The following is a 21090-nucleotide window of genomic DNA, read 5'->3' as shown; positions in this document are numbered from 1 at the left end:
GCCGCTCACGACTTGTCGACGTCCAGGTTCGCGATCGCCGTCTTCGCCACCTCGCGGCCACGGGCGGTGAAGTCGCCGTCGCCGGGGTAGCCGATCGTGAGCCGGTACATGTCGCCGGAGGTGGTCTTGTAGTAGAAGATCTGAACCTCGCGGGGGCGGGGGTACTGGCTGTCGTCGGTGTCGTAGACGATCGTGTTCATCGCGGCGGGCCTGCCCCGGTAGGTGCCGGTCGGCTCGGTGGCCGTCTTCGGGTTCTCCGGCATGTCGAGGCTGGAGCTGCCGCTCTGCTTGAAGTCGCCGTTGTCGTCGTACATTTGGGCCGCGGCGGAGTCCTTGATCTCGTCGAGGGTGTCCTCGGACTTCTTGAGGAGGGCGAGGCCGACCGAGATGCTCCCGCTCCAGTCGGTGTACGTGATCCAGTGGCCCTTGTCCGTCCGGCGGTCGGGCAGGCCGGGCTGGTACTTGGCGGGGACCGCGAGCGTCGCCGCGACGTCCTGCACGTGGTGCTTCCGCCAGTCGGACGGGAGCGTCCGCGATCCGGCGAACGGGTTCCCGATCAGCAGATACGCCGCCACCGCCGCCGCGACGACCACCGCACCGAGCCCGAACCACGTCTTGCGGCCCGGCCGAACTCCCCTTGCCGCACTGGGGCGTTCGACGTACCGCACCTCCTGCGTGGGCACCGGCGCCGGCGGGTTCGCCACCGATTCCAGTGCGGCGCGCACCTGGGCCGCGTTCGGGCGGCTCGCCGCGTCCTTGGCGAGGAGGGCGGTGATGAGGTCGGCGAGCGGGCCCGGTGCCGAAGTCGGCGGTGCGGGCGCGGAGTTGAGGACCGACTGGAGAGTGGCGGGGGTGTTGCTGCGGCGGAACGGTGAGACGCCCTCCGTCGCCGCGTACAGGACCACGCCGAGGGACCACAGGTCGGAGGCGGGGCCGGGGCGCTGGCCCAACACCCGTTCCGGCGCGATGTATTCGGGCGAGCCGACGAAGCCGCCGGTGTCGGTCAGGTTCGTCTCGCCCTCGATCTGGGCGATGCCGAAGTCGGTCAGGACGACGCGGTCGTGGCGGCCCAACAGGACGTTGTCCGGCTTCACATCACGGTGCAGGACGCCCGCCGCGTGCGCCGCTTCCAACGCGCCCAGCACCTGGAGGCCGATCCGGGCCGCGTCGCGCGCGTCGAGGGTGCCCTCCTGCAACGCGTCGCCCAGCGAGCGGCCGGTGACCAGCTCCATCACGATCCACGGCTGACCGTCGACGACGGCCACGTCATGCACGTTCACGACGGCCGGGTGGTCGAGCCGGGCCGCCGCGCGGGCCTCACGGCGCATCCGCTCGAAGGCGTTGGCGCGTTCGCGTTCGGGAAGGTGGTCCGGGACGCGCGGTTCCTTCACGGCGACCTCGCGGTCCACCGTCTCGTCCTTCGCCCGCCATACCGTGCCCATCCCGCCGTGCCCGAGCTTACCGAGCAGCCGGTACCGCCCGGCTACGAGGCGTCCGGTGCCGGGTTCCGGCGAGGGGGCGGGGGCGGCAGCCGCGTACGGGTTGTCCGGGTGCGGCACCGGCGTGGGCACGGCCAGCCGCGGGTTCGGCGGTTGCAGAGCGAAACTCGTCGGCTCGTCGGCTCCGTGTCGGGCTCCCCCATGGCTGCTCATACCTCCATCCATATCGCGCCAGATGCCATCGCAGCCACCTCTGGTGCTTTCCGGTCACAGAGCCGTGACGCGGGATGCCCCATATATCGGGTTCATGCCCGTGCGAACGTGCCGAGCGCGACGTCGAAGTACTCCTTCGCCTCCCGCACCTTCCCGACCGGCGCCGACACCCACACGTCGTACATCCGGCCGTTCTCCTCCCAGGCCATGTCGTAGGTGTGCCGGGGCCCTTCCGCCGTGCTGAAGCCGTTCCAGGTGAACTCCCAGAGCGCCGCGGGGTGTCCGTAGTGCGTGGTGTCGGTGACCTTGCCGTCGTGGTAACCGGGGTTCGTGTCCGCCCCCTTGGCCGCCGAGCGCTTCATCACCGCGAGCGGGCCGCCCTGTTCGGGGTCGGACATCTTGATGCCGAGGCGGAAGGTCTCCCCCGGCGACATGTAGAAGATGCGCTCGCCCTGCGGTACCCGCACGAAGTCCTCCGGTACCGCGAGGGAGAAGCCGTCGGGATCGTGGGCGATGCGGTAACCGGACGGTGCGGTGGGGGTGTTGGACGTGGCCGAGAGTGTGGGTGTGGGTGTGGGTGTGGGTGTGGAGGACGGTGACCGTGTACCGGCACTCGTGGAGGTCAACGGCGCCGAATTCGCCGGCCCGGCGGCGCCCCCGTCTCCGTCCCCCCGGATCAAGAGGGCCGCGGCCGACACCCCGGCCCCCGCCATCGCCGCGACCAGCAACGCGGTGACGAGCACACCGCGCCTGGTACGCCGGGGCGACTGCTGCTCCGCCGTGGCGGAGGGCGCGGGGGCGGGCGGCGTCGCCGGGGTGGTCAACTGCCTTCTCGGTACGTCCCGTTGGGTCGGCGTGTAGCCCGGCGTCGGGTGTGCCGTACGGCCGGACGACGTGGCGCTCGGTGTCCGCCCGGTGTCCAGGAAGGCCCGCAGCATCCGCTCCGCCTCGGCCGCCTCCAGCCGCAGTTCCGGATCGCGTTCGAGCAGTCCCCTTACGACGGGCAGCAGCGGCCTGGCCTGCTCGGGCGGGCGGATCTCGTCGAAGACGACCGCGTGCAGGATGCCGCCCAACGAGTCGCGCCGGAACGGCGATTCACCGCTCAGGATCGTGCACAGCAGCGCGCCCAGCGACCACAGGTCGGACGCGGGACCGGTCCGCAGGCCCGACATGCGCTCCGGCGCGGTGTATTCGGGCGAGCCGACGAACGCGCCGCTCTCGGTGAGCGTCGTAGCGCCCACGACCTGCGCGATACCGAAGTCGGTCAGCACGACCCGGTCGGCTTCGGCCTCGTCGGAGGCCGTCCCGAGCAGCACGTTGGCCGGTTTGATGTCCCGGTGCAGGACGCCCGCCGCATGCGCCGTGCGCAACGCGCCGAGCAGGGCGACCCCGATCCGCGCGCCCTCGGCGGCGTCGACCGGGCCACGGGTGGAGATCAGATCGGCGAGCGAACCGCCGTCGAGCAACTCCATGACGATGTACGGCTGTTCGTCCTGCTCGACCACGTCGTGCACGACGATGACGTGCGGGTGCCGCAGTTGCGCGACCGCCCGTGCCTCGCGCAGCGTACGGTCGCGCTGCCGACGGGCCTCCTCCTCGGAGAGGGTGTCGTCCTGGGCGATCTCCTTGACGGCGACCTGGCGGCCCAGCAGTTGGTCGGTCGCCCGCCACACGACGCCCATGCCACCGCGCCCGAGCCGCTTCTCCAGTCGGTAACGCCCGGCGATCACCCGGACGTTGTCCCCCTCGGTCCCCATGCGCACCATCATGACGCAACCGGAAGCGGTCAGCCCGAGTCGGGGCTCCAGCTCTGCAGGACCGACTTGAACTGCGCGCTGGTCTCGGCCCAGTCGGCGGCCGGGGACGACATGTAGATCGCGAACTCCACGCCGTCACGGGACAGGTACGTCTCCTCGATGGCCCGCCGCGGCCCCGGGTAGGGGGTGTCCTTCGCCTGCGCGGTCCAGGTGTAGTCCCAGAGGGAGCCCGGACGGTCGCGGTAGGTGTTCTCCTCCAGGGTCACCCGCTTGTAGGCGACCAGGCGTTGGAGCTGCACCTCCAGGTCCAGTTGGTGGTCGTACGCGGTGGGGAAGTCCGGTGAGGTGTCGAGGGCGATGCGGACGAAGTGCTTGCCGTTGTCGGGCGTGTAGTCGACCTGCTTGATGCTGCCGTCGTCGCTGACGCCGTAGACCTTCCGCTTCCAGCCCTTGGGGAGGGAGACGTCGAAGCCCCAAGGGTCGTGGTGGACCTCCCAGTTGGCGGGAACGGAACCCTGCACCGGGGACGGCGTGGCGTCGACCCCGCTGGGGCTCGGGCTCTGCGAGACGCCGGAGCCCGGGCTGGTGCCGTTCTCGTCGCGGTCCTGGTTCCACTTCTGCAGCCCCAGCGCCGTACCGCCGCCGACGAGCGCGGCGAGGACGACCACCAGGACGACCGAACGGAACCGGCGACGCTTCGGCCGGGCGGGCGGGACCGCCGTACCGCCGACGAGCGGCGTGTGGTGGGTGGTCGGCCCGGTCGCGGACGGGTACGGCGTCGCGCCGCCGGTCGCCGACCCGTACGGATTCACACCCGAACCGGAACCCGAACCCGGACTGGAGTTCTCCGCCAACCCGCCGTGCTGCGAGCCCACTTGCTGGGTCGGCAGCCATTCCTGCGCCGCCCTCGGCCTGCGCCCCTCGGCCGCCTCCGCGAGCATCTGCTCGGCCTGGTCGGCGTCGGGTCGTAGCGCGGGGTCCTTGTTCAGCAGCGCGGCGATGACGGGGGCGAGCGCACCGGCGTACCGCGGCTCACCGGCCTCCTCCTCGACGACGGCCTGCATGGTGGACAGCGGCGAGGTGCGGCGGAACGGAGAGCGGCCCTCGACCGCCGTGAAGAGCGTGGCGCCCAGCGCCCACAGGTCGGAGGACGGACCGGGGTCGGCGCCGCGCACGCGCTCGGGGGCGAGGTAGTCGACGGAGCCTACGACCTCTCCCGTGCGCGTGATGGTGCTGTCGCCCTCGATCTGCGCGATGCCGAAGTCGGTGAGCAGCACCCGCCTGTCCTGCCCGAGCAGCACGTTGCCGGGCTTGACGTCACGGTGCAGGACACCGGCGGCGTGCGCGGCACGCAGGGCGCGCAGCACCCATATGCCGATGCGCGCGGCCTCGGCCGGCTCTATCCGGCCCTGCTCCTTGACCTCGTCGGCAAGGGAGTTGCCCTCGACCAGCTCCATGACGATCCATGGGCGGCCGTCGTGTTCGAGTACGTCGTGCACGGTGACGACGGCGGAGTGGTTGATCCGCGCGGCGGCGCGCGCCTCGGCGCGGGTGCGCGCCAGCAGCCTCGGCTGGTCGCTCTCGGACACATACAGCGCGGCCGTCAACTCCTTGATGGCGACGGCCCGGTGCAGCACCTCGTCGTGCGCACGCCACACCCGGCCCATGCCGCCGCTGCCGATCGACTCGGCCAGCCGATAGCGCCCCGCGAGGAGCAGGCCCTGCATCTGATTCACGTTTCCCCGCAATGCTCTTGACAGGCTCAGCGTAAGGACAGGCCCTCGTCCAGGGAACCGGCGGGGTACCACGGAGACCGCACTGTGACGGTTGTCGCTTCTGCGCCCGAACGGGAACCAGCGCGCTCCGGCGCGCCGCCTTCGCAGGTCACCCGGTGTACTGGTAGGTCGACGACGCCTGCTCGTACAGCCGTGTCACCTCGTCCCGTTGAGCCTCCGGGCCGCGTACCTGCACGATGTGGTAGCGCCCGTTGATGAGGAACGCCATGTTGCGCACGAACAGATCACCGCCCTGACTGTCCGTCCAGGTGAACTGCCCCTCGGCCATGGTCTTTCCGCCCACCGTGATGGTCCGCAGCCCGGTCGCGGTGGCCCAACTGGAGTTGCGGTACGGCTGCAACTCGGCCTCCTTGTCCCGCTGATAGACCATCGGGTCGCTGCCGTTCGCCGTGGCGCTGTCCCGTCCCGCTACGACGATCAGCTCGAAGTCGCCTTGGGAGTAGACGACTTGGCCGCTCCCGTTCTTGGGCGTGCGGGTCCAGCCCTTGGCCACGGCGAGCTGGAACCCTTCGGGGTCCTTGCGCAGCACGAACCCGTCGGCGACGTTCGGGTCGGTCGATGTCTGGCTCGAACTGGCGGATGTGGACGGGGTGTTGTGGCTGCTGGGCGAGGTCTGATCGGGCTGCGGCTGGCTGCTCGCCGCGGCCGAGGACTGGGAGGGCGCGGCGCTGACGTCCCCCGCGGTCCCGGTTCTGTCCCCCTGCCCGGCTCCGGTGTCCTCCCCGGCCTTGGGCAGGAAGAGCATGGCGTACGCGACGGCACCGGCCAGCAGAAGGAAGATGAGGATGACCAGCGTCCGCCCCAACCTCCTTGGCGACCCTCCGACTTCCTGCTTGGCCCGCTTGTGCCGGCCGTGCGGACTGGTCGCGGGCAGCCCGGCCCGCCGCCTGCGCACCAACTCGCCGCGCCGCCGCACGATCGGCAGTCGGCGCGGGTCGGTCGGCGGGGTGGCGACGACATGAGTACCGGCCTCGGGCTCGGGCGCCGAACGCACCAACGACCGCAGCCAGCCCCGCAGTTCCTCGAAGTCCAGCCGCTCGGTCGGGTCCTGCCGCAGCAAGGACTCCACAACGGGCCGCAGCGGCCCGCACTCCTCGGCGAAGGCAGGCGGCTCCGCACACACGAGCTGCACCAGCTCGGCCGTCGACTCCTCCGGATAAGGCGCATGCCCCTGTACGGCCCGGAAGAGCAGCGCCCCGAGCGCCCACAGGTCGGTCGCCGGCCCGATCGGCGCGGCCAACTGCCAGTTCTCATGCACCGGCACGGCCTGCTCGGGCGCCCACCGCTCGGTCACCGGCCCCACGACAGTCATCCGCACCTGCCGCGCCCGCTCGGCTGCGAGCGCGGTGGCGGGACCACGGCGAGCGGGGGCACCGACGGAGGCGAGATCGTCCCAACGGGCGGGGGGTTGGGGGGAGTTACCGGAGTTGCCGGGGGCGGACCCGTCGTGGCCCGGGAGATGGGGGTCACCCAGGAAGGGGACGCCGGACTGACCGGCGAGCTGACCGGCGGCGGGGGTGAGGGCGCCGTAGGTGGAGGTGTCGGGGGTGTGGGCGGAGGTGCCTGGGCGGTGGGGGGAGGTGTCCGGGCCGTAGGCGGAGGTGCCCGCGCCACCGTAGGGACGGGCTTCGCCGCCCTGGGGTGAGGCGTCCGGGCCGTGGGGACGGGTGTTGCCGCCGCCGGTCGGGGTGCCCGCGCCGCCGTAGGGACGGGCTTCGCCGGAGTAGGCCGAGACTTCGCCGCCCTGGGGACGAGCGTCGCCGCCGCCGGTCGGGGTCTCCGTGCTGCCGTAGGGACGGGCCTCCCCGCCGTAGGCCTGGGCGTCCGGGCCGTAGGTGGAGGCGTTCCCGTCGTGAGGACGGATGTCTCCGCCGCCGGTCGGGGTGCCCGCGCCGTAAGGACGGGCCTCGCCACCGTAGGCCGGGGCGTCCGAGCCGTAGGCCGAGGCCTCCCCGCCACGGGGACGAACGTCGCCGCCGCCCGTAAAGGTGCCCGCGCCGCCGTAGGGACGAGCCTCGCCGCCGTAAGCCGACGGGTCCGGGACGGGGAACGTGTCTGTCGGGGACGGTGCGCCAGGGCGTGGTGCCGCGCCGTGCCAGGCGGTGGTGTTGCGGACGCCGTAGGGGTCGGCTATCTGGCCCGGGGGCGTGGTACCGGCCGTGTGCTCGACGCCGTTGCCGCCGGCGTACGGCAGTTGGGCCGAACCGTTGGCCTGGGGTGCGGCGTCGCGCTCGCCCTCCACGGCGGGGCGGGCACCGGGGAGCGCCGGCTGCTGGGTCTCCTGTACGCGGGCGGCGGCTCGCGCGCCCGCGCGGTACGCGGCGATCGCGCCGGCCCGCGCGGCCCGGACGTCACCGCCGGCGTCCGCTTCTCTGCGGGCCAGTTCGGCGGAGGACGCGCTCGCGCCACCGCCCTCCACACCGACTCCGGGCAGCCCTCCAGCGGCCCGCGCCTCGATCGCGGCCCGCCGGGCGGCCTCGGGGTCCACCGCACCGGGGCCTACGGCAGCGGCGGCCGCACCGGTGCCGGTTCCGCCGCCCGCGCCGCCGAAGCCGATCGCCCCGCCGCTACTGGCGCCGCTGCCACGGGAGTTACCGGGGACCGCAGGAACCGTAGAGCCGCCGGGAGCCCTGGGTCCGGGAGGAGCTGTCGAGCCCGCGGGAGGGAGGGAGCCGCCCGGGGCCGTGGAACCCGCACGCGGCACAGAACCGCCCGGAGCCGTAGCACCCCCGCGCGGCACAGAGCCACCCTGGGCCCGGAAACTCGCGGGTACCGCTGCCTCGCCACCGCGCTGCCCTTGCTCCCCGCGTCCGCCCTCGTCGCCGTCCTGGACCGGCACCGGGTCGTAGCCGCACAGTGCCTCCTCCGCCGCGCCGACCGCGAGGCCGGTCAGCATCACGCGACCGTCGTCGCAGACGAGCACCGTGCGGGCGGTGATGTTCCGGTGGACCCAGCCGTGCGCGTGCAGGACTCGGAGTGCCATGAGCACGTCGGCGGCGACCTCGGCCGCCCGGTACGGCGACAACGGCTTCTCGACCAGCAGCGCCGACAACGGCTGGGCGGACACCAGTTCGCTCACTATCCACAGCGAACCGCCCTCGGCGAACACGTCGAAGACCTGGTCCAGCCGGGGATGGTCGGGGATCCGCGCCGCGGCCTGCGCGGCCTCGACCGCACGCCGTACCGCCGGATCGGAGGGCCGCCGCGTGGCGGTCCGCGCCGCGGTCGGCCGCCGCGCCCCGCGCTCACGCGCCGTGAACCCGTCGGGCAGCCCGTCCTCGCCGAGCACCTCCGCCTCGACGACCTCCGGCAACGGCACCTGGCGTACCAGGACTTCCTGCCCGCTGTAGGTGTCGAAGGCCCGGGTCTCGGTGAGTTCGTACTCGTCGGAGGGCGGCAGCGGCAGGCGGTAGCGGTCGGCGAGCACCCGACCCGCATAGTCGTCCACGTTGCCTCCCCCGGCCGCCCGGTTGGTCAATTCCGTTCGCCTTGCGGCCCGTTCCGCCCACATACCTGGATGCGTACGGTCCGCAACCACTCACGATACGTGCCGGAGGCAAGCCACAAAGAGGGGTTGACGGATCTGGCGCGCCAAACCCGGGCCCACCCGCCTCACGACTTCGGTTCGAACGTCTTTGTCAGGGTCGTCCAGGTGTTCTTGCGGAGCTCGCTGCCCCAATTGGCGTCTTTCGCGGTGTACATGAGGGCATATCCGAGATGACTGTTGACGACGAACCCGCGGTCGATGGTGCGGTACTTCGTCCCGCCGTCCTCATAGGTGAACTCCCAGTCGGCCGTGTTCCAGCTCCGGTAGTCCACCTTCTCTATTCGGATCCGCGTGTACCCGGAGCGCGTCATGTACTGCTCCTGGTTCTTCCAGTCCGCCACCGGATCGCCCTTCGGCGTACTGGTCCAGGCGACCAGCAGCTTCTGCCCGTCCGGCCCGGTGAACCGGACCCCCGCCGAATCGGTCGACTGGTACGACCACCCGGCGGGCAGCCCGATCGAGAACCCCTGGCTCCCCTTGTACGTCTTCACAACCGCGGCGCCGCCCGAGGAACCGTCCGCCTCGTCACCGGTCCCGCCGGACGCGTTCGTACCCGAACCCGCCGTGTTCCCCGCGGCCGGTGCCGTAGCCGTGGAGTCGGTCTTCGCCCCGCCCGTGCTCCCGGTGCCGCCGTTGTCCTTCTTGGTGTCGTCGGCACCCGCGCTCGCGCTCGCACTGGCGCTACTGCCCGCCTTGGCACCGCTGTTGCTCTTCGACCCCTTCGAGCCGCTGTCACCATCGCCGTCACCGAGCGTGAGCGCCAGCACGACACCGAGCACCGCGAGCACGATGACGACCGCGATGATCACCAGCGTCCGCTTCGGCACCACGTCGGTGATCGGCGCCCTCGGCACCGGCCGCGGCGGCAGATCCGGCGGCGTCATCACGGGCCACCCGGAACTCCGCCCACCGGAAGCCGAGTTGGCCGACCGAGTGCTCGACTCGTGCGTCGCGCCACCCAGGTCGCGCGCACCGGAGTCCCGCAGTCCCGTCTCCCGCAGCCCGGCCGCCTGCACACCGAGAGCACGCGTACCGGGGTCGCGTGTACCCGAGTTGCGCGTACCCGAGTCCGACGCACCGGCCTTCGCCGCCGAGCCGGCCGCAGCATCCGAACCGGCCACAGTCCCGGAACTAGCCGAAGCCCCGGCACCCCCAGCAGTCCCCGCACCGGCCGACGTCCCGGAAGGGGTCGCCGCACCAGAAGCACCCGCCGACCGAGCCGAAGGCACCCCGGGCGTCCGAGGCCCGCCAGCAGCAGACCCTGAACTCCCGCCGGTAGCCGCGCCCTTCGCACCACCGGAGCCGGCGGTCCCCGCAGCGCCAGAGCCACTCCTGCCCGATGCACCGGCAACGCCGGCCGAACCAGCCCCGGCAGCAGCAGCCGCGCCGGCACCCGCACCAGAGCCACCCGGCTTACCGGCAACGGGAGTTGAAGCCGCACCAGAACCCGAACCCGAACCCGCTGCTGGACTCGCAGTCGGCCCCGGACTCGTAGCAGAACCCGCGGCCGCCGCAGACGTGGCCGCCCCGGCCCCCGCCGAACCCCCCGAAGCCTTCCGCATGGACCGCAACGCCCCACGCAACCGCTCGGCCCCGGCCGAAGGACCCGAACTCCCGCTCCCGCCACCGCTCTTCTTGCCACCGGACTCCGCGGGCCCCGGCTGCGCGGGCAGCGGCACCACCCGCGTCGCGTCCGCCGCCGGCTCCGGCTCGGCCGCCTTGGGCTCGGGCGCGTGGATCACCGCGTTGAGCATCGCCCGGGCACCCGCGTCGTCGAGACGCTGGGCCGGATCCTTGTTCAGCAGGCCGTAGATGACGTCCTTCAACGGCCCGGCGTTCTTCGGCTCCTCCAGCGGCTCGGTCATCACCGCGGTGAGCGTGGCGATCGCGGAACCCTTGTCGTACGGCGGTGCGCCCTCGACCGCCGCGTACAACAACCCGCCGAGCGACCAGAGATCGGCCGCCGGACCGGGCTTGTGCCCGCGGGCCCGCTCCGGGGAGATGTAGGAGGGCGCGCCGACGAGCATGCCGGTGGAGGTGATCGAGGGGTCGCCCTCGACCTGCGCGATACCGAAGTCGGTGAGCACGACCCGGCCGTCCTCGGAGATCAGCACGTTCGACGGCTTCACGTCGCGGTGCAGGATGCCCTCACGGTGCGCGGACCGGAGCACGTCGAGGATCGCGAGCCCGACCTCCGCGGCGCGCCGCGGCTCCAGCAGGCCGTCCTCCCGGATGGCCTCGGCGAGCGACTTGCCCTCGACCAACTCCATGACGATCCACGGCCGGTCGTCCTCGTCGACGACGTCGTAGACCGTCACCGCGCTGGTGTTACGGATCCGCGCGATGGCCTTGGCCTCGCGCAACGTCCGTGTGATCAGCCGCCGTTTCTCGTCCTCGTCGATGCTGGACGGGAACCGCAGCTCCTTGACGGCGACCGTCCGGCCCAGGGTTTCGTCCTCGGCACGCCACACGGTGCCCATGCCTCCGCGGCCGAGCACCCCTCCCAACCGGTACCGCCCGGCGAGAAGACGCTCGTTCTTGTCCCGACGAGTGTCCTGACGGGATGTCCCCGCCCGCTCCGCCTCCGACATGCGTCCCCTCATGCAACCCGCCCTGACAGAGCCTCCATTGTCCCCCACCGAACAAGTGCCCAACGCCCAGGGGGCCTCTCCCCGCGCACCGACGGCACATCCCCTCGCATATCCGCCGCAGGTCACACAGCCAAGTCCGGCAGGATGACCCGCGAGAACGGAGGTTCGCGATGCCCACGCCTCGGACACTGCTGGCCATTCCGCTGTCCCTGACCCTCCTCTGTCTGTCCACGGCCGCCTCGCAGGCGGGCCCGGCGCCGAACACAAACGCCCTGGTCCGACTGCTCGTCACCCGGGGCAGAGCCCCCGCCGCCGCGCTGCTGGCCGACGACAGCACGGGCTCCCTCGGCGCACCGACCGGGACGGACCGCACGGACGCCGGGACGAACCACGCACTCGGCACGACGGCCTACGCACAGGCCGGACCGGGCATCAGCCGTGCCGACCACTTCCGCGCCGGCAGCATCACGAAGACCTTCATCGCGACCGTGGTCCTCCAACTCGCCGCCGAACACCGGCTGTCCCTGTCCGACACGGTGGAGCAGCACCTGCCCGGTCTGGTACACGGAGCGGGCAACGACGGGCGCGCGCTGACCCTCCGTTCCCTGCTCACCCACACCAGTGGCTTGTACGACTTCACCGCGGTCACCGGGGGCACGGTCCCCGTCTCCCCAACTCAGGCCGTCCGTATGGCAGTCACCCACCCTCCGGCCGATCGAGGCCGCTTCTCCTACTCGAACACCAACTACGTGCTGCTCGGCCTGGTGATCCAACAGGTCACCGACAACTCGTACGCCACCGAGGCCGAGCGCCGCATCATCGCTCCGCTGCGTCTGACGGGCACCTCCTTCCCGGGCTCCCGCACCACTCTTCCCTCGCCGCACGGCCGCGCCTACGCCACCGACGGCTCCGACGTCACCGATCTCGACCCGCGGGTGGCCGGCGCCGCGGGCGAGCTGGTGACCACGCTCGCCGACCTGGACCGCTTCTACTCGGCCCTGCTCGGCGGCGGACTGCTGCCCCCGCACTGGCTGCGCGAGATGCTCGACACCCGTACCGCACACGGCTCGTACGGCATGGGTCTGTTCCCCGTGAGGCTTCCGTGCGGCATCACGGTGTGGGGGCACAACGGCCGTATCTCGGGCAGCTACGTGCGCACCGCAGCCACCGTCGACGGCCGTCGTGTCCTCACCTTCCGTGTGAACACGAGCGAGATAGCGGACCCCGGTCTCGAACCGGCCCTGCTCGCCGCCGAGTTCTGCCCCCGCATCTCGTAGAACGGCCGGGTTCCGGACAAAGATCCCAGTTCACGACACTCGTTCGAGTGAAGCGACCTCAATCGCGGCGGGGGTTCGGGTGTAGCGGGGTTCGGGGTCAGCGGGGTTTCGGGTGCGGTCGGCGACCGCACCCGACCGGCATCGTCACAGCGGCGCGATGTCCGGCGCCCCCAACCGCGCCGCGTCCGCCGTCAGGTCGTCGGGCTGGCGTTGCGACTCCCGCTCGGCCTCCACCCGCTTCTCGTAGTGCTCGACCTCGCGCTCGATCTGGTCCTTGTCCCAGCCGAGCACCGGTGCCATCAGTTCGGCGGCCTCACGGGCGCTGCGCGTGCCCCGGTCGAAGGTCTCGATCGAGATGCGGGTGCGACGGGTGAGGACGTCGTCCAGGTGCCGTGCGCCCTCGTGCGAGGCGGCGTAGACGACCTCGGCGCGCAGATAGTCGTCGGCGAACTGGAGGGGTTCGCCGAGCGTGGGGTCCTTGGCGATGAGGTCGAGGATCTCCTCCGCCATCGACCCGAAACGGTTCAGCAGGTGCTCCACGCGCACCACATGGATGCCGGTCTTGGCGGCGATCCGCGCCCGCGCGTTCCACAGCGCCCGGTACCCCTCAGCCCCGAGCAGCGGCACGTCCTCGGTGACGCACTCGGCGACCCGCATGTCGAGCCCGTGCACCGCCTCGTCCACGGCGTCCTTGGCCATCACCCGGTACGTCGTGTACTTGCCGCCCGCCACGACGACGAGCCCCGGCACCGGATGCGCGACGGTGTGCTCGCGCGACAGCTTGCTGGTGGCGTCGGACTCACCGGCAAGCAGGGGACGCAGCCCGGCGTACACGCCCTGGACGTCGTCTCTGGTCAGCGGCACCGCGAGCACCGAGTTCACGTGTTCCAGCAGATAGTCGATGTCGGCGCTGGACGCGGCCGGGTGGGCCTTGTCGAGGTCCCAGTCGGTGTCGGTGGTGCCGACGATCCAGTGCCGGCCCCAGGGGATGACGAACAGCACGGACTTCTCGGTGCGCAGGATCAGCCCGCTGGTGGAGTTGATGCGGTCCTTCGGGACGACCAGGTGGATGCCCTTGGAGGCCCGGACATGGAACTGTCCGCGCTCCCCGACCATCGCCTGGGTGTCGTCGGTCCACACGCCCGTGGCGTTCACGATCTGCTTGGCGCGGATCTCGTACTCCCCGCCCGCCTCGACGTCCTCCACCTTGGCGCCGACCACCCGCTCGCCCTCGCGCAGGAACCCGGTCACGCGCGCGCGGTTGGCGACTTTCGCACCGTACGACGAGGCCGTGCGCACCAGGGTGGCCACATAGCGGGCGTCGTCCATCTGCGCGTCGTAGTACTGAAGGGCGCCGACCAGCGCGTCCTTCTTCAACGCGGGTGCCACGCGCAGGGCGTGACGGCGGCTCAGGTGACGGTGTGTGGGCAGCCCGCGGCCGTGCGCGCGGGCCATCGACATCGCGTCGTAGAGCGCGACGCCCGAGCCGGCGTAGAGGCGCTCCCAGCCCTTGTGCTGGAGCGGGTACAGGAACGCCACCGGCTTCACCAGGTGCGGGGCGAGCCGCTCCAGGAGCAGTCCGCGTTCCTTGAGGGCCTCGCGGACTAGGGCGAAATCGAGCATCTCCAGATAGCGCAGACCTCCATGGATGAGCTTGCTCGACCTGCTCGATGTGCCGGACGCCCAGTCGCGCGCCTCGACCAGTCCCGTGGACAGGCCGCGTGTCACGGCGTCCAGGGCGGTGCCCGCGCCGACCACGCCCGCGCCCACCACGAGCACATCCAGTTCGCGCTCGGCCATTCCCGCCAGTGCCTCGGCTCGCTGCGCCGGACCCAGTGTCGCTGTCCTCACCGCTGCCTCCCGCTATCGGTAGCGCCGGCCGCACCCGTTCGGCGAAGCCCGGTTCGTATCCCTCCTGCCCAAATTCTGACCGGGTTGCCCGACTTCAGCCACCACTCGCCCCCAGTCTGTGGACAACAATCACAGGACTGCCGAAAAACACAGCCGTCCAATCCCGCATAACGGTCATATTTACTCCTAGTCTGACATTGCGCTCGCTCGTTCTGTCCACAGGGCTTGCGCACCTGTCCCACTTCGGTTATCTGTCCCGCTTCGGTATCTGTCCCGCTTCGGTATCTGTCCCGCTTCGGTATCTGTCCCGCTTCGGTTATTGGGAAGGACGGCCCACGCCATGCCCGCAGATCTCGCCGTCATCGGACTCGGTCCTCTCGGCCTGCCCCTGGCCCAGGCCGCTGTCGCCGCCGGCATCGCCACGGCCGGCTTCAAGACCGGCCCCGAGGTCGGCTCCCTCAGCCCCGCCGAACTGCGCCGGATGCTCTCGGGGGGCTTCCGGCCGGCCACCAACCCCGCCGAGCTCGGCCGCGTACGCACCGCCGTGATCTGCGCGCCGACTCCCCCGGACGCGGACGGCAACCCCGACCTCAGCCAGGTGGAGACGGCCGCCCGCGCCCTCGCGGCCCACCTGCGCCCGCACACCACGGTGATCCTGGAGTCACCGGTGCACCCCGGCACCACCGAGAACTTCCTCCGCCCCCTCCTCGAAGAGGGATCGGGCCTCCGCGCGGGCCGCGACTTCCACCTCGCCTACTCCCCCAGCCGCGTCGACCCCGGCAACCGCGACTTCACCCCGGCGAACACCCCCAAGGTGATCGGCGGCCTCACCCCCGCCTGCACCGAGTCGGCCGCCGCCTTCTACGGCCGCCTCACCGACAAGGTGGTACGCGCGCGTGGCCTGCGCGAAGCGGAAACCGTGCAGCTACTGGAGACCAATTTCCGGCACGTCAACATCGCCCTCGTCAACGAAATGGCCGTCCTGTGCCACGACTTGGGCGTCGACCTCTGGGACGTCATCCGCTGCGCCGAGACCAAGCCGTTCGGCTACCAGGCCTTCCGCCCCGGCCCCGGCGTCGGCGGCCACGCCGTCCCCCAGGACCTCACCGGCCACGGCCCCCGCCCCCTCCGCATGGTCGAACTCGCCCAGCAGGTCAACAACCAGATGCCCCGCTACGTCATCCAGCGCGCCGCCACGCTCCTCAACGAGCACGGCAAGTCCGCGCGCGGAGCACGGGTGTTGCTGCTCGGCGTCACCTACAAGGCCGACCTGGCCGACCAACAGGGCACCCCCGCCCAGGAGATCGCGATCCGCCTGATGGAACTCGGCGCCTCCGTCAGCTACCACGACCCACACATCCCGTCCTGGAGCGTCCTGGACCGCCCGGTCCCCCGCGCGGACTCCCTCTACGAGGCGGCGGCCGACGCCGACCTGACGATCCTGCTCCAACAGCACCGGACGTACGACCTCCAAGGCCTGTCGGTGAAGGCGCAGTTGCTGCTGGACACGCGGGGGGCCACACCGACCGGGGCGGCACACCGGCTCTGAGCACGAAAACGACTGGTCACAGGGTTACGTCGACCTGCTAATCTCCCCACACTCGTCGCACAGTTGTCGCATATTCGCGCGCACGCGACTCCGCTTCGCTTTTCCTGTTCTTCACATCCCGTGGGGGGATCTCTGTCATGAGCCAGTCAGCCACGCCACCACAGCAGCCACAGCAGCAGCCCGGGGCTCAGCCGCAGGCACCCGCGCAGCCGCAGCCGGTCGACGGCAACCCGTACGCCCAGCAGCCCGGCGCCGTACCGCCGCCTCCGGCCCCGAACGCGCCGTACGCCCCGCCCGCTCCCCCGAAGAACAACATCGCGCTCGGCCTGGTGACCGCTGTCGCCGCCGCGCTGGTCGCCGCCGGGATCTACGGCTTCGTCATCGGCACCACCAAGCACGAGATCGGCTGGGCGGCGATCGGCGTCGGCTTCGTCATCGGCCTCGCCGCGGGCAAGCTGGGCGGTCGCAACCCCGTGCTCCCCGTGGTCAGCGCCGTGCTGGCCCTGGGCGCGGTCTACCTCGGCCAACTGGTCGGCGAGGCGATGCTCATCGCGGACGAGTACGGCGTGAACTTCAGCAAGGTCTTCTTCGACCACTTCGGCGTGGTCCAGGACGCCTGGAAGGCCGACTCCGACCCGCTCACCTTCGTCTTCTTCGCCATCGCCGCGTTCGCCGCGTTCTCCGGCACCAAGAAGGCGGCGCTCTGACCCCGGCGCGCGGGTAGTGCAGGGGGGCGCTTGGGGCGGGGTGTGCGTCGGGGGCTGGTGGCGTGCGACTCGCGGCGCCGGTACCGTACGGAATCAGGTGGGGCCGCCGTAGTGGCTGCTGCGGCAGGCTCGCGGAGGACCATGGAGTGTCCGCCCCTGGTTGTTGCAGGGACGGCCGCTCACCTTCCACCGACAAGGTGGAGCCCACCGCAGAGGGCACTGCGGCAGGCTCCTGAAAAGTGAACGGAGTGTCCACCCCTACTTGTGTTGGGGGTGGCCGCTCACTTTCCGCCGTACATCCACAAGATCCACCTCCTCCGTTGCTTCACCATCCGAAGACGGATCCGGTCCCAGCGGGTGGGCTTGCGGCGGCGACCCATGGGCGCCCCCTTCCACGAGGCCGCCCATTAGCCCGGTAGGCGGTTCGTCTGGAATTCGGGCCGGGCCCCGAGAGCCCGGGTCCGGAACGATTTCCGTGGAAGGGGGCACCCCACACAACTGGGGCGCCGATCACGGACGTTACCGCCCCGACACGCCCCACCAGCGAGCTTTCGCCCCGAACGCAACCGTGCGCCCCCCAACATCAACGCGCGCCCCACGCCCCCCACTTGGGCACACAAAAGGGCCCGGACCACCCAGGCCCGGGCCCCTAAAAGCGTCGTACGGCTACCGCGTCGTAGAACCGCCTACCGCCTACCGCTTGTGCTGCGAGTCGGCCACCGTGACCTCGACCCGCTGGAACTCCTTCAGCTCGCTGTACCCGGTCGTCGCCATCGCGCGCCGCAGCGCCCCGAAGATGTTCATCGAGCCGTCGGGGATGTGGGAAGGGCCGGTGAGGATCTCCTCGATCGTGCCGACCGTGCCGAGGTCGACCTTCTTGCCGCGCGGGAGTTCCTCGTTCACCGCCTCCATGCCCCAGTGGTGGCCCTTGCCCGGCGCGTCCGTGGCGCGGGCGAGCGGGGAGCCCATCATGACCGCGTCCGCGCCGCAGGCGATCGCCTTGGGGAGGTCGCCGGACCAGCCGACACCGCCGTCGGCGATGACGTGCGCGTACCGGCCGCCGGACTCGTCCATGTAGTCGCGGCGGGCGGCGGCCACGTCCGCGACGGCCGTGGCCATCGGGACCTGGATGCCCAGGACGTTGCGCGTGGTGTGCGCGGCGCCGCCGCCGAAGCCGACGAGGACGCCCGCCGCGCCGGTGCGCATCAGGTGCAGGGCCGCCGTGTACGTGGCGCAGCCGCCGACGATCACCGGGACGTCCAGTTCGTAGATGAACTGCTTCAGGTTCAGCGGCTCGTGCGAACCCGACACGTGCTCCGCCGAGACCGTCGTACCGCGGATGACGAAGATGTCCACGCCCGCGTCGACGACGGCCTTGGAGAACTGGGCCGTACGCTGCGGGGAGAGCGCGGCGGCGGTGACCACGCCCGAGTCGCGCACCTCCTTGATGCGCTGCCCGATCAGCTCCTCCTTGATGGGAGCGGCGTAGATCTCCTGGAGGCGGCGGGTCGCGGCGTCCACATCGAGGCCGGTGATCTCGTCGAGGAGCGGCTGCGGGTCCTCGTAGCGCGTCCAGAGGCCTTCGAGGTTCAGCACGCCGAGGCCGCCGAGCTCGCCGATGCGGATCGCGGTGGCCGGGGAGACGACCGAGTCCATGGGGGCGGCCAGGAAGGGCAGTTCGAAGCGGTAGGCGTCGATCTGCCAGGCGATCGAGACCTCCTTCGGGTCCCGCGTACGGCGGCTGGGGACGACGGCGATGTCGTCGAAGGCGTACGCCCGGCGGCCGCGCTTGCCGCGCCCGATCTCGATCTCAGTCACGTGTGTGGCCTTTCCTTCTTGCGTCTCAGCGTCTTCCAGTATCGCCGACGGGTACGACAAGGGCGGCCCCGGTGTGTCCGGAGCCGCCCTTGAGGAAGCCTGCCGACTACTTGCTGCGGCTGTAGTTCGGTGCCTCGACCGTCATCTGGATGTCGTGCGGGTGGCTCTCCTTGAGGCCCGCCGAGGTGATCCGGACGAAGCGGCCCTTGGTCTCCATCTCCTCGATGGTGGCCGCGCCCACGTAGCCCATGGTCTGGCGCAGCCCGCCGACGAGCTGGTGCAGCACGTTGGCCAGCGGGCCGCGGTAGGGCACCTGGCCCTCGATGCCCTCGGGCACGAGCTTGTCGTCGGAGGCGACCTCGGCCTGGAAGTAGCGGTCCTTCGAGTACGACCGGCCCTGGCCGCGGGACTGCATCGCGCCGAGCGAGCCCATGCCGCGGTACGACTTGAACTGCTTGCCGTTGATGAACTGCAGCTCGCCCGGGGACTCCTCGCAGCCCGCGAGGAGGCTGCCCAGCATGACCGCGTCGGCGCCGGCGGCGAGCGCCTTGCCGATGTCTCCGGAGTACTGCAGGCCGCCGTCACCGATGAGCGGGACGCCGGCCGCGCGGGCGGCGAGGGAGGCTTCGTAGATCGCGGTGACCTGCGGGACGCCGATGCCGGCGACGACGCGGGTCGTACAGATCGAGCCGGGGCCGACACCGACCTTGATGCCGTCGACACCGGCGTCGACCAGGGCCTGGGCGCCGTCGCGGGTGGCGACGTTGCCGCCGATCACGTCGACGTTCACGCTCGACTTGATCTTCGCCATCCAGTTGAGGGCGTTGCTGTTGTGGCCGTGCGAGGTGTCGACGACCAGGAAGTCCACACCGGCCTCGGCGAGGGCCTGGGCGCGCTCCAGTGCCTCGGGGCTGGCGCCCACGGCAGCGCCGACGATGAGGCGGCCCTCGGCGTCCTTGGCGGCGTTCGGGTACTGCTCGGCCTTGACGAAGTCCTTGACCGTGATGAGGCCCTTGAGGATGCCGGCCTCGTCGACGAGGGGCAGCTTCTCGATCTTGTGGCGTCGCAGCAGCTGCATGGCGTCGGCGCCGGTGATGCCGACCTTGCCGGTGACCAGCGGCATCGGGGTCATGACCTCGCGCACCTGACGGGAGCGGTCGGTCTCGAAGGCCATGTCGCGGTTGGTGACGATGCCCAGCAGCTTCTTGTTGCCGTCGGTCACCGGGACGCCGCTGATGCGGAACTTGGCGCACAGGGCGTCGGCCTCGGCGAGCGTGGCGTCCGGGTGCACGGTGATCGGGTCGGTGACCATGCCGGACTCGGAACGCTTCACGAGGTCGACCTGGTTGACCTGGTCCTCGACGGACAGGTTGCGGTGCAGGACGCCGACACCGCCCTGGCGGGCCATCGAGATCGCCATCCGGGACTCGGTCACCTTGTCCATCGCCGCGGAGAGCAGCGGGATGTTGACCCGGACGTTGCGCGAGATGCGGGACGAGGTGTCGACCGCGTTCGGGAGCACGTCGGACGCGCCCGGCAGCAGCAGCACGTCGTCGTAGGTCAGCCCTAGTGTCGCGAATTTGGCGGGCACTCCGTCGACGTTGGCAGTCATGACACCTTCCCCAAATGGCCTTGATCGGTGCGGATGTCCATGCTAACGGGAAGCAGGGGCCCCGAATTCCACGATTCCACGGCTGTGACCGACTCCGGGCTTCGTATGTTCGTACGTGATCGGTCGGCCGACTGTTCAAGGAAGGCGCTGCCGCTCAAGGCGCACTCATCGCGCCAGGGGCCGTCACCGAAGGGGCAATTGGCCGCCCCGGAGTGCGGTGCCCTACTGCTCGGCCAGTGCCCGCAGTCGACTCAGCGCCCGGTGCTGGGCGACCCGGACCGCGCCGGGTGACATTCCCAACATCTGGCCGGTCTCCTCCGCCGTGAGACCTACGGCGATGCGCAGCAGGAGGAGCTCGCGCTGGTTCTCCGGGAGGTTGGCCAGGAGTTTCTTGGCCCATTCGGCGTCGCTGCTGAGCAGGGCGCGCTCTTCGGGGCCGAGGGAGTCGTCCGGGCGCTCGGGCATCTCGTCGGAGGGGACGGCCGTGGAGCCCGGATGACGCATCGCGGCGCGCTGGAGGTCGGCGACCTTGTGGGCGGCGATGGCGAAGACGAAGGCCTCGAAGGGGCGGCCGGTGTCCTTGTAGCGGGGCAGTGCGAGGAGGACGGCGACGCAGACCTCCTGGGCGAGGTCCTCTACGAAGTGCCGTGCGTCGCCCGGGAGTCGGGACAACCGGGTGCGGCAGTAGCGCAACGCCAGGGGGTGGACGTGGGCGAGCAGATCGTGGGTGGCCTGCTCGTCGCCGTCGACCGCGCGAAGGACGAGTCCACCAATCGCCCCTGGGGCACTGGCCGCCTCGTCGTCACGCATCGGTCCATGGTGCCTTGTGGCCGAAGGGTCCGTGGCACCGCGTCCGTTGTTGTGCACCGAAGCGTTATGAGCAGGTGCGCCGGAACTCATCTCCTGCGCCCTCCCCTCCCGCTCGACCGACTC

12 protein-coding genes are annotated in these 21090 nt (G+C 71.1%); 3 read left to right on the top strand and 9 right to left on the bottom strand.

The features are described from left to right. Positions 1-5 precede the first annotated feature (5 nt). The 5 genes from SPR02S_RS03820 to SPR02S_RS03800 all read right to left on the bottom strand — a co-directional run bounded on the left by SPR02S_RS03820 (position 6) and on the right by SPR02S_RS03800 (position 11343). Positions 6-1652: a serine/threonine-protein kinase gene (locus SPR02S_RS03820; protein ID WP_019055597.1), complete on the bottom strand. Its 1647-nt coding sequence runs from the start codon at positions 1650-1652 to the stop codon at positions 6-8. A 92-nt stretch (positions 1653-1744) separates the two neighbouring features. Further along, complete coding sequence (locus tag SPR02S_RS03815) at positions 1745-3409, bottom strand: serine/threonine-protein kinase (RefSeq protein WP_026150180.1); 1665 nt, start codon at positions 3407-3409, stop codon at positions 1745-1747. Positions 3410-3438: 29 nt separating this feature from the next. After that, positions 3439-5136, bottom strand: a complete 1698-nt coding sequence (locus SPR02S_RS03810) for a serine/threonine-protein kinase (RefSeq protein ID WP_019055595.1) — start codon at positions 5134-5136, stop codon at positions 3439-3441. Positions 5137-5293: 157 nt separating this feature from the next. After that, the gene (locus SPR02S_RS03805; protein WP_026150179.1) at positions 5294-8653 is read right to left on the bottom strand and encodes a serine/threonine kinase C-terminal domain-containing protein; all 3360 of its coding nucleotides are present in this window, start codon (positions 8651-8653) and stop codon (positions 5294-5296) included. A 164-nt stretch (positions 8654-8817) separates the two neighbouring features. Beyond that, a complete protein-coding gene (locus SPR02S_RS03800) occupies positions 8818-11343 on the bottom strand; it encodes a serine/threonine-protein kinase (RefSeq protein ID WP_026150178.1) in 2526 nt (841 codons plus the stop codon). Positions 11344-11513: 170 nt separating this feature from the next. Between SPR02S_RS03800 and SPR02S_RS03795 the strand changes: the two genes are divergently transcribed. Then, a complete protein-coding gene (locus SPR02S_RS03795; RefSeq protein WP_019055592.1) occupies positions 11514-12620 on the top strand; it encodes a serine hydrolase domain-containing protein in 1107 nt (368 codons plus the stop codon). A 144-nt stretch (positions 12621-12764) separates the two neighbouring features. Here SPR02S_RS03795 and SPR02S_RS03790 read toward each other — a convergent pair whose 3' ends face one another. Next, positions 12765-14471, bottom strand: a complete 1707-nt coding sequence (locus SPR02S_RS03790; protein WP_026150177.1) for a glycerol-3-phosphate dehydrogenase/oxidase — start codon at positions 14469-14471, stop codon at positions 12765-12767. Positions 14472-14811: 340 nt separating this feature from the next. Between SPR02S_RS03790 and SPR02S_RS03785 the strand changes: the two genes are divergently transcribed. Together SPR02S_RS03785 and SPR02S_RS03780 are read left to right on the top strand one after the other, a co-directional pair. Then, positions 14812-16020, top strand: a complete 1209-nt coding sequence (locus SPR02S_RS03785) for a nucleotide sugar dehydrogenase (RefSeq protein ID WP_019055590.1) — start codon at positions 14812-14814, stop codon at positions 16018-16020. A gap of 137 nt (positions 16021-16157) precedes the next feature. Then, on the top strand, positions 16158-16727 hold the full coding sequence (locus tag SPR02S_RS03780; RefSeq protein WP_019055589.1) for a hypothetical protein: 570 nt from the start codon (positions 16158-16160) through the stop codon (positions 16725-16727). A gap of 693 nt (positions 16728-17420) precedes the next feature. Here the strand turns inward: SPR02S_RS03780 and SPR02S_RS03770 are convergent. The 3 genes from SPR02S_RS03770 to SPR02S_RS03760 all read right to left on the bottom strand — a co-directional run bounded on the left by SPR02S_RS03770 (position 17421) and on the right by SPR02S_RS03760 (position 20967). Beyond that, the gene (locus SPR02S_RS03770) at positions 17421-18545 is read right to left on the bottom strand and encodes a GuaB3 family IMP dehydrogenase-related protein (protein WP_019055587.1); all 1125 of its coding nucleotides are present in this window, start codon (positions 18543-18545) and stop codon (positions 17421-17423) included. A 106-nt stretch (positions 18546-18651) separates the two neighbouring features. Continuing rightward, positions 18652-20157 carry an IMP dehydrogenase gene (gene guaB / locus SPR02S_RS03765; RefSeq protein WP_019055586.1) on the bottom strand — a complete coding sequence of 502 codons (1506 nt, stop codon included), beginning with the start codon at positions 20155-20157 and terminating at the stop codon, positions 18652-18654. A gap of 222 nt (positions 20158-20379) precedes the next feature. Then, positions 20380-20967: a sigma-70 family RNA polymerase sigma factor gene (locus SPR02S_RS03760; RefSeq protein ID WP_019055585.1), complete on the bottom strand. Its 588-nt coding sequence runs from the start codon at positions 20965-20967 to the stop codon at positions 20380-20382. Positions 20968-21090: the final 123 nt, after the last annotated feature.

The sequence above is a fragment of the Streptomyces prunicolor NBRC 13075 genome (assembly GCF_000367365.1).
GTDB classification, from domain to species: Bacteria; Actinomycetota; Actinomycetes; order Streptomycetales; family Streptomycetaceae; genus Streptomyces; species Streptomyces prunicolor.
This window is presented reverse-complemented; position numbering and strand designations above follow the sequence as displayed.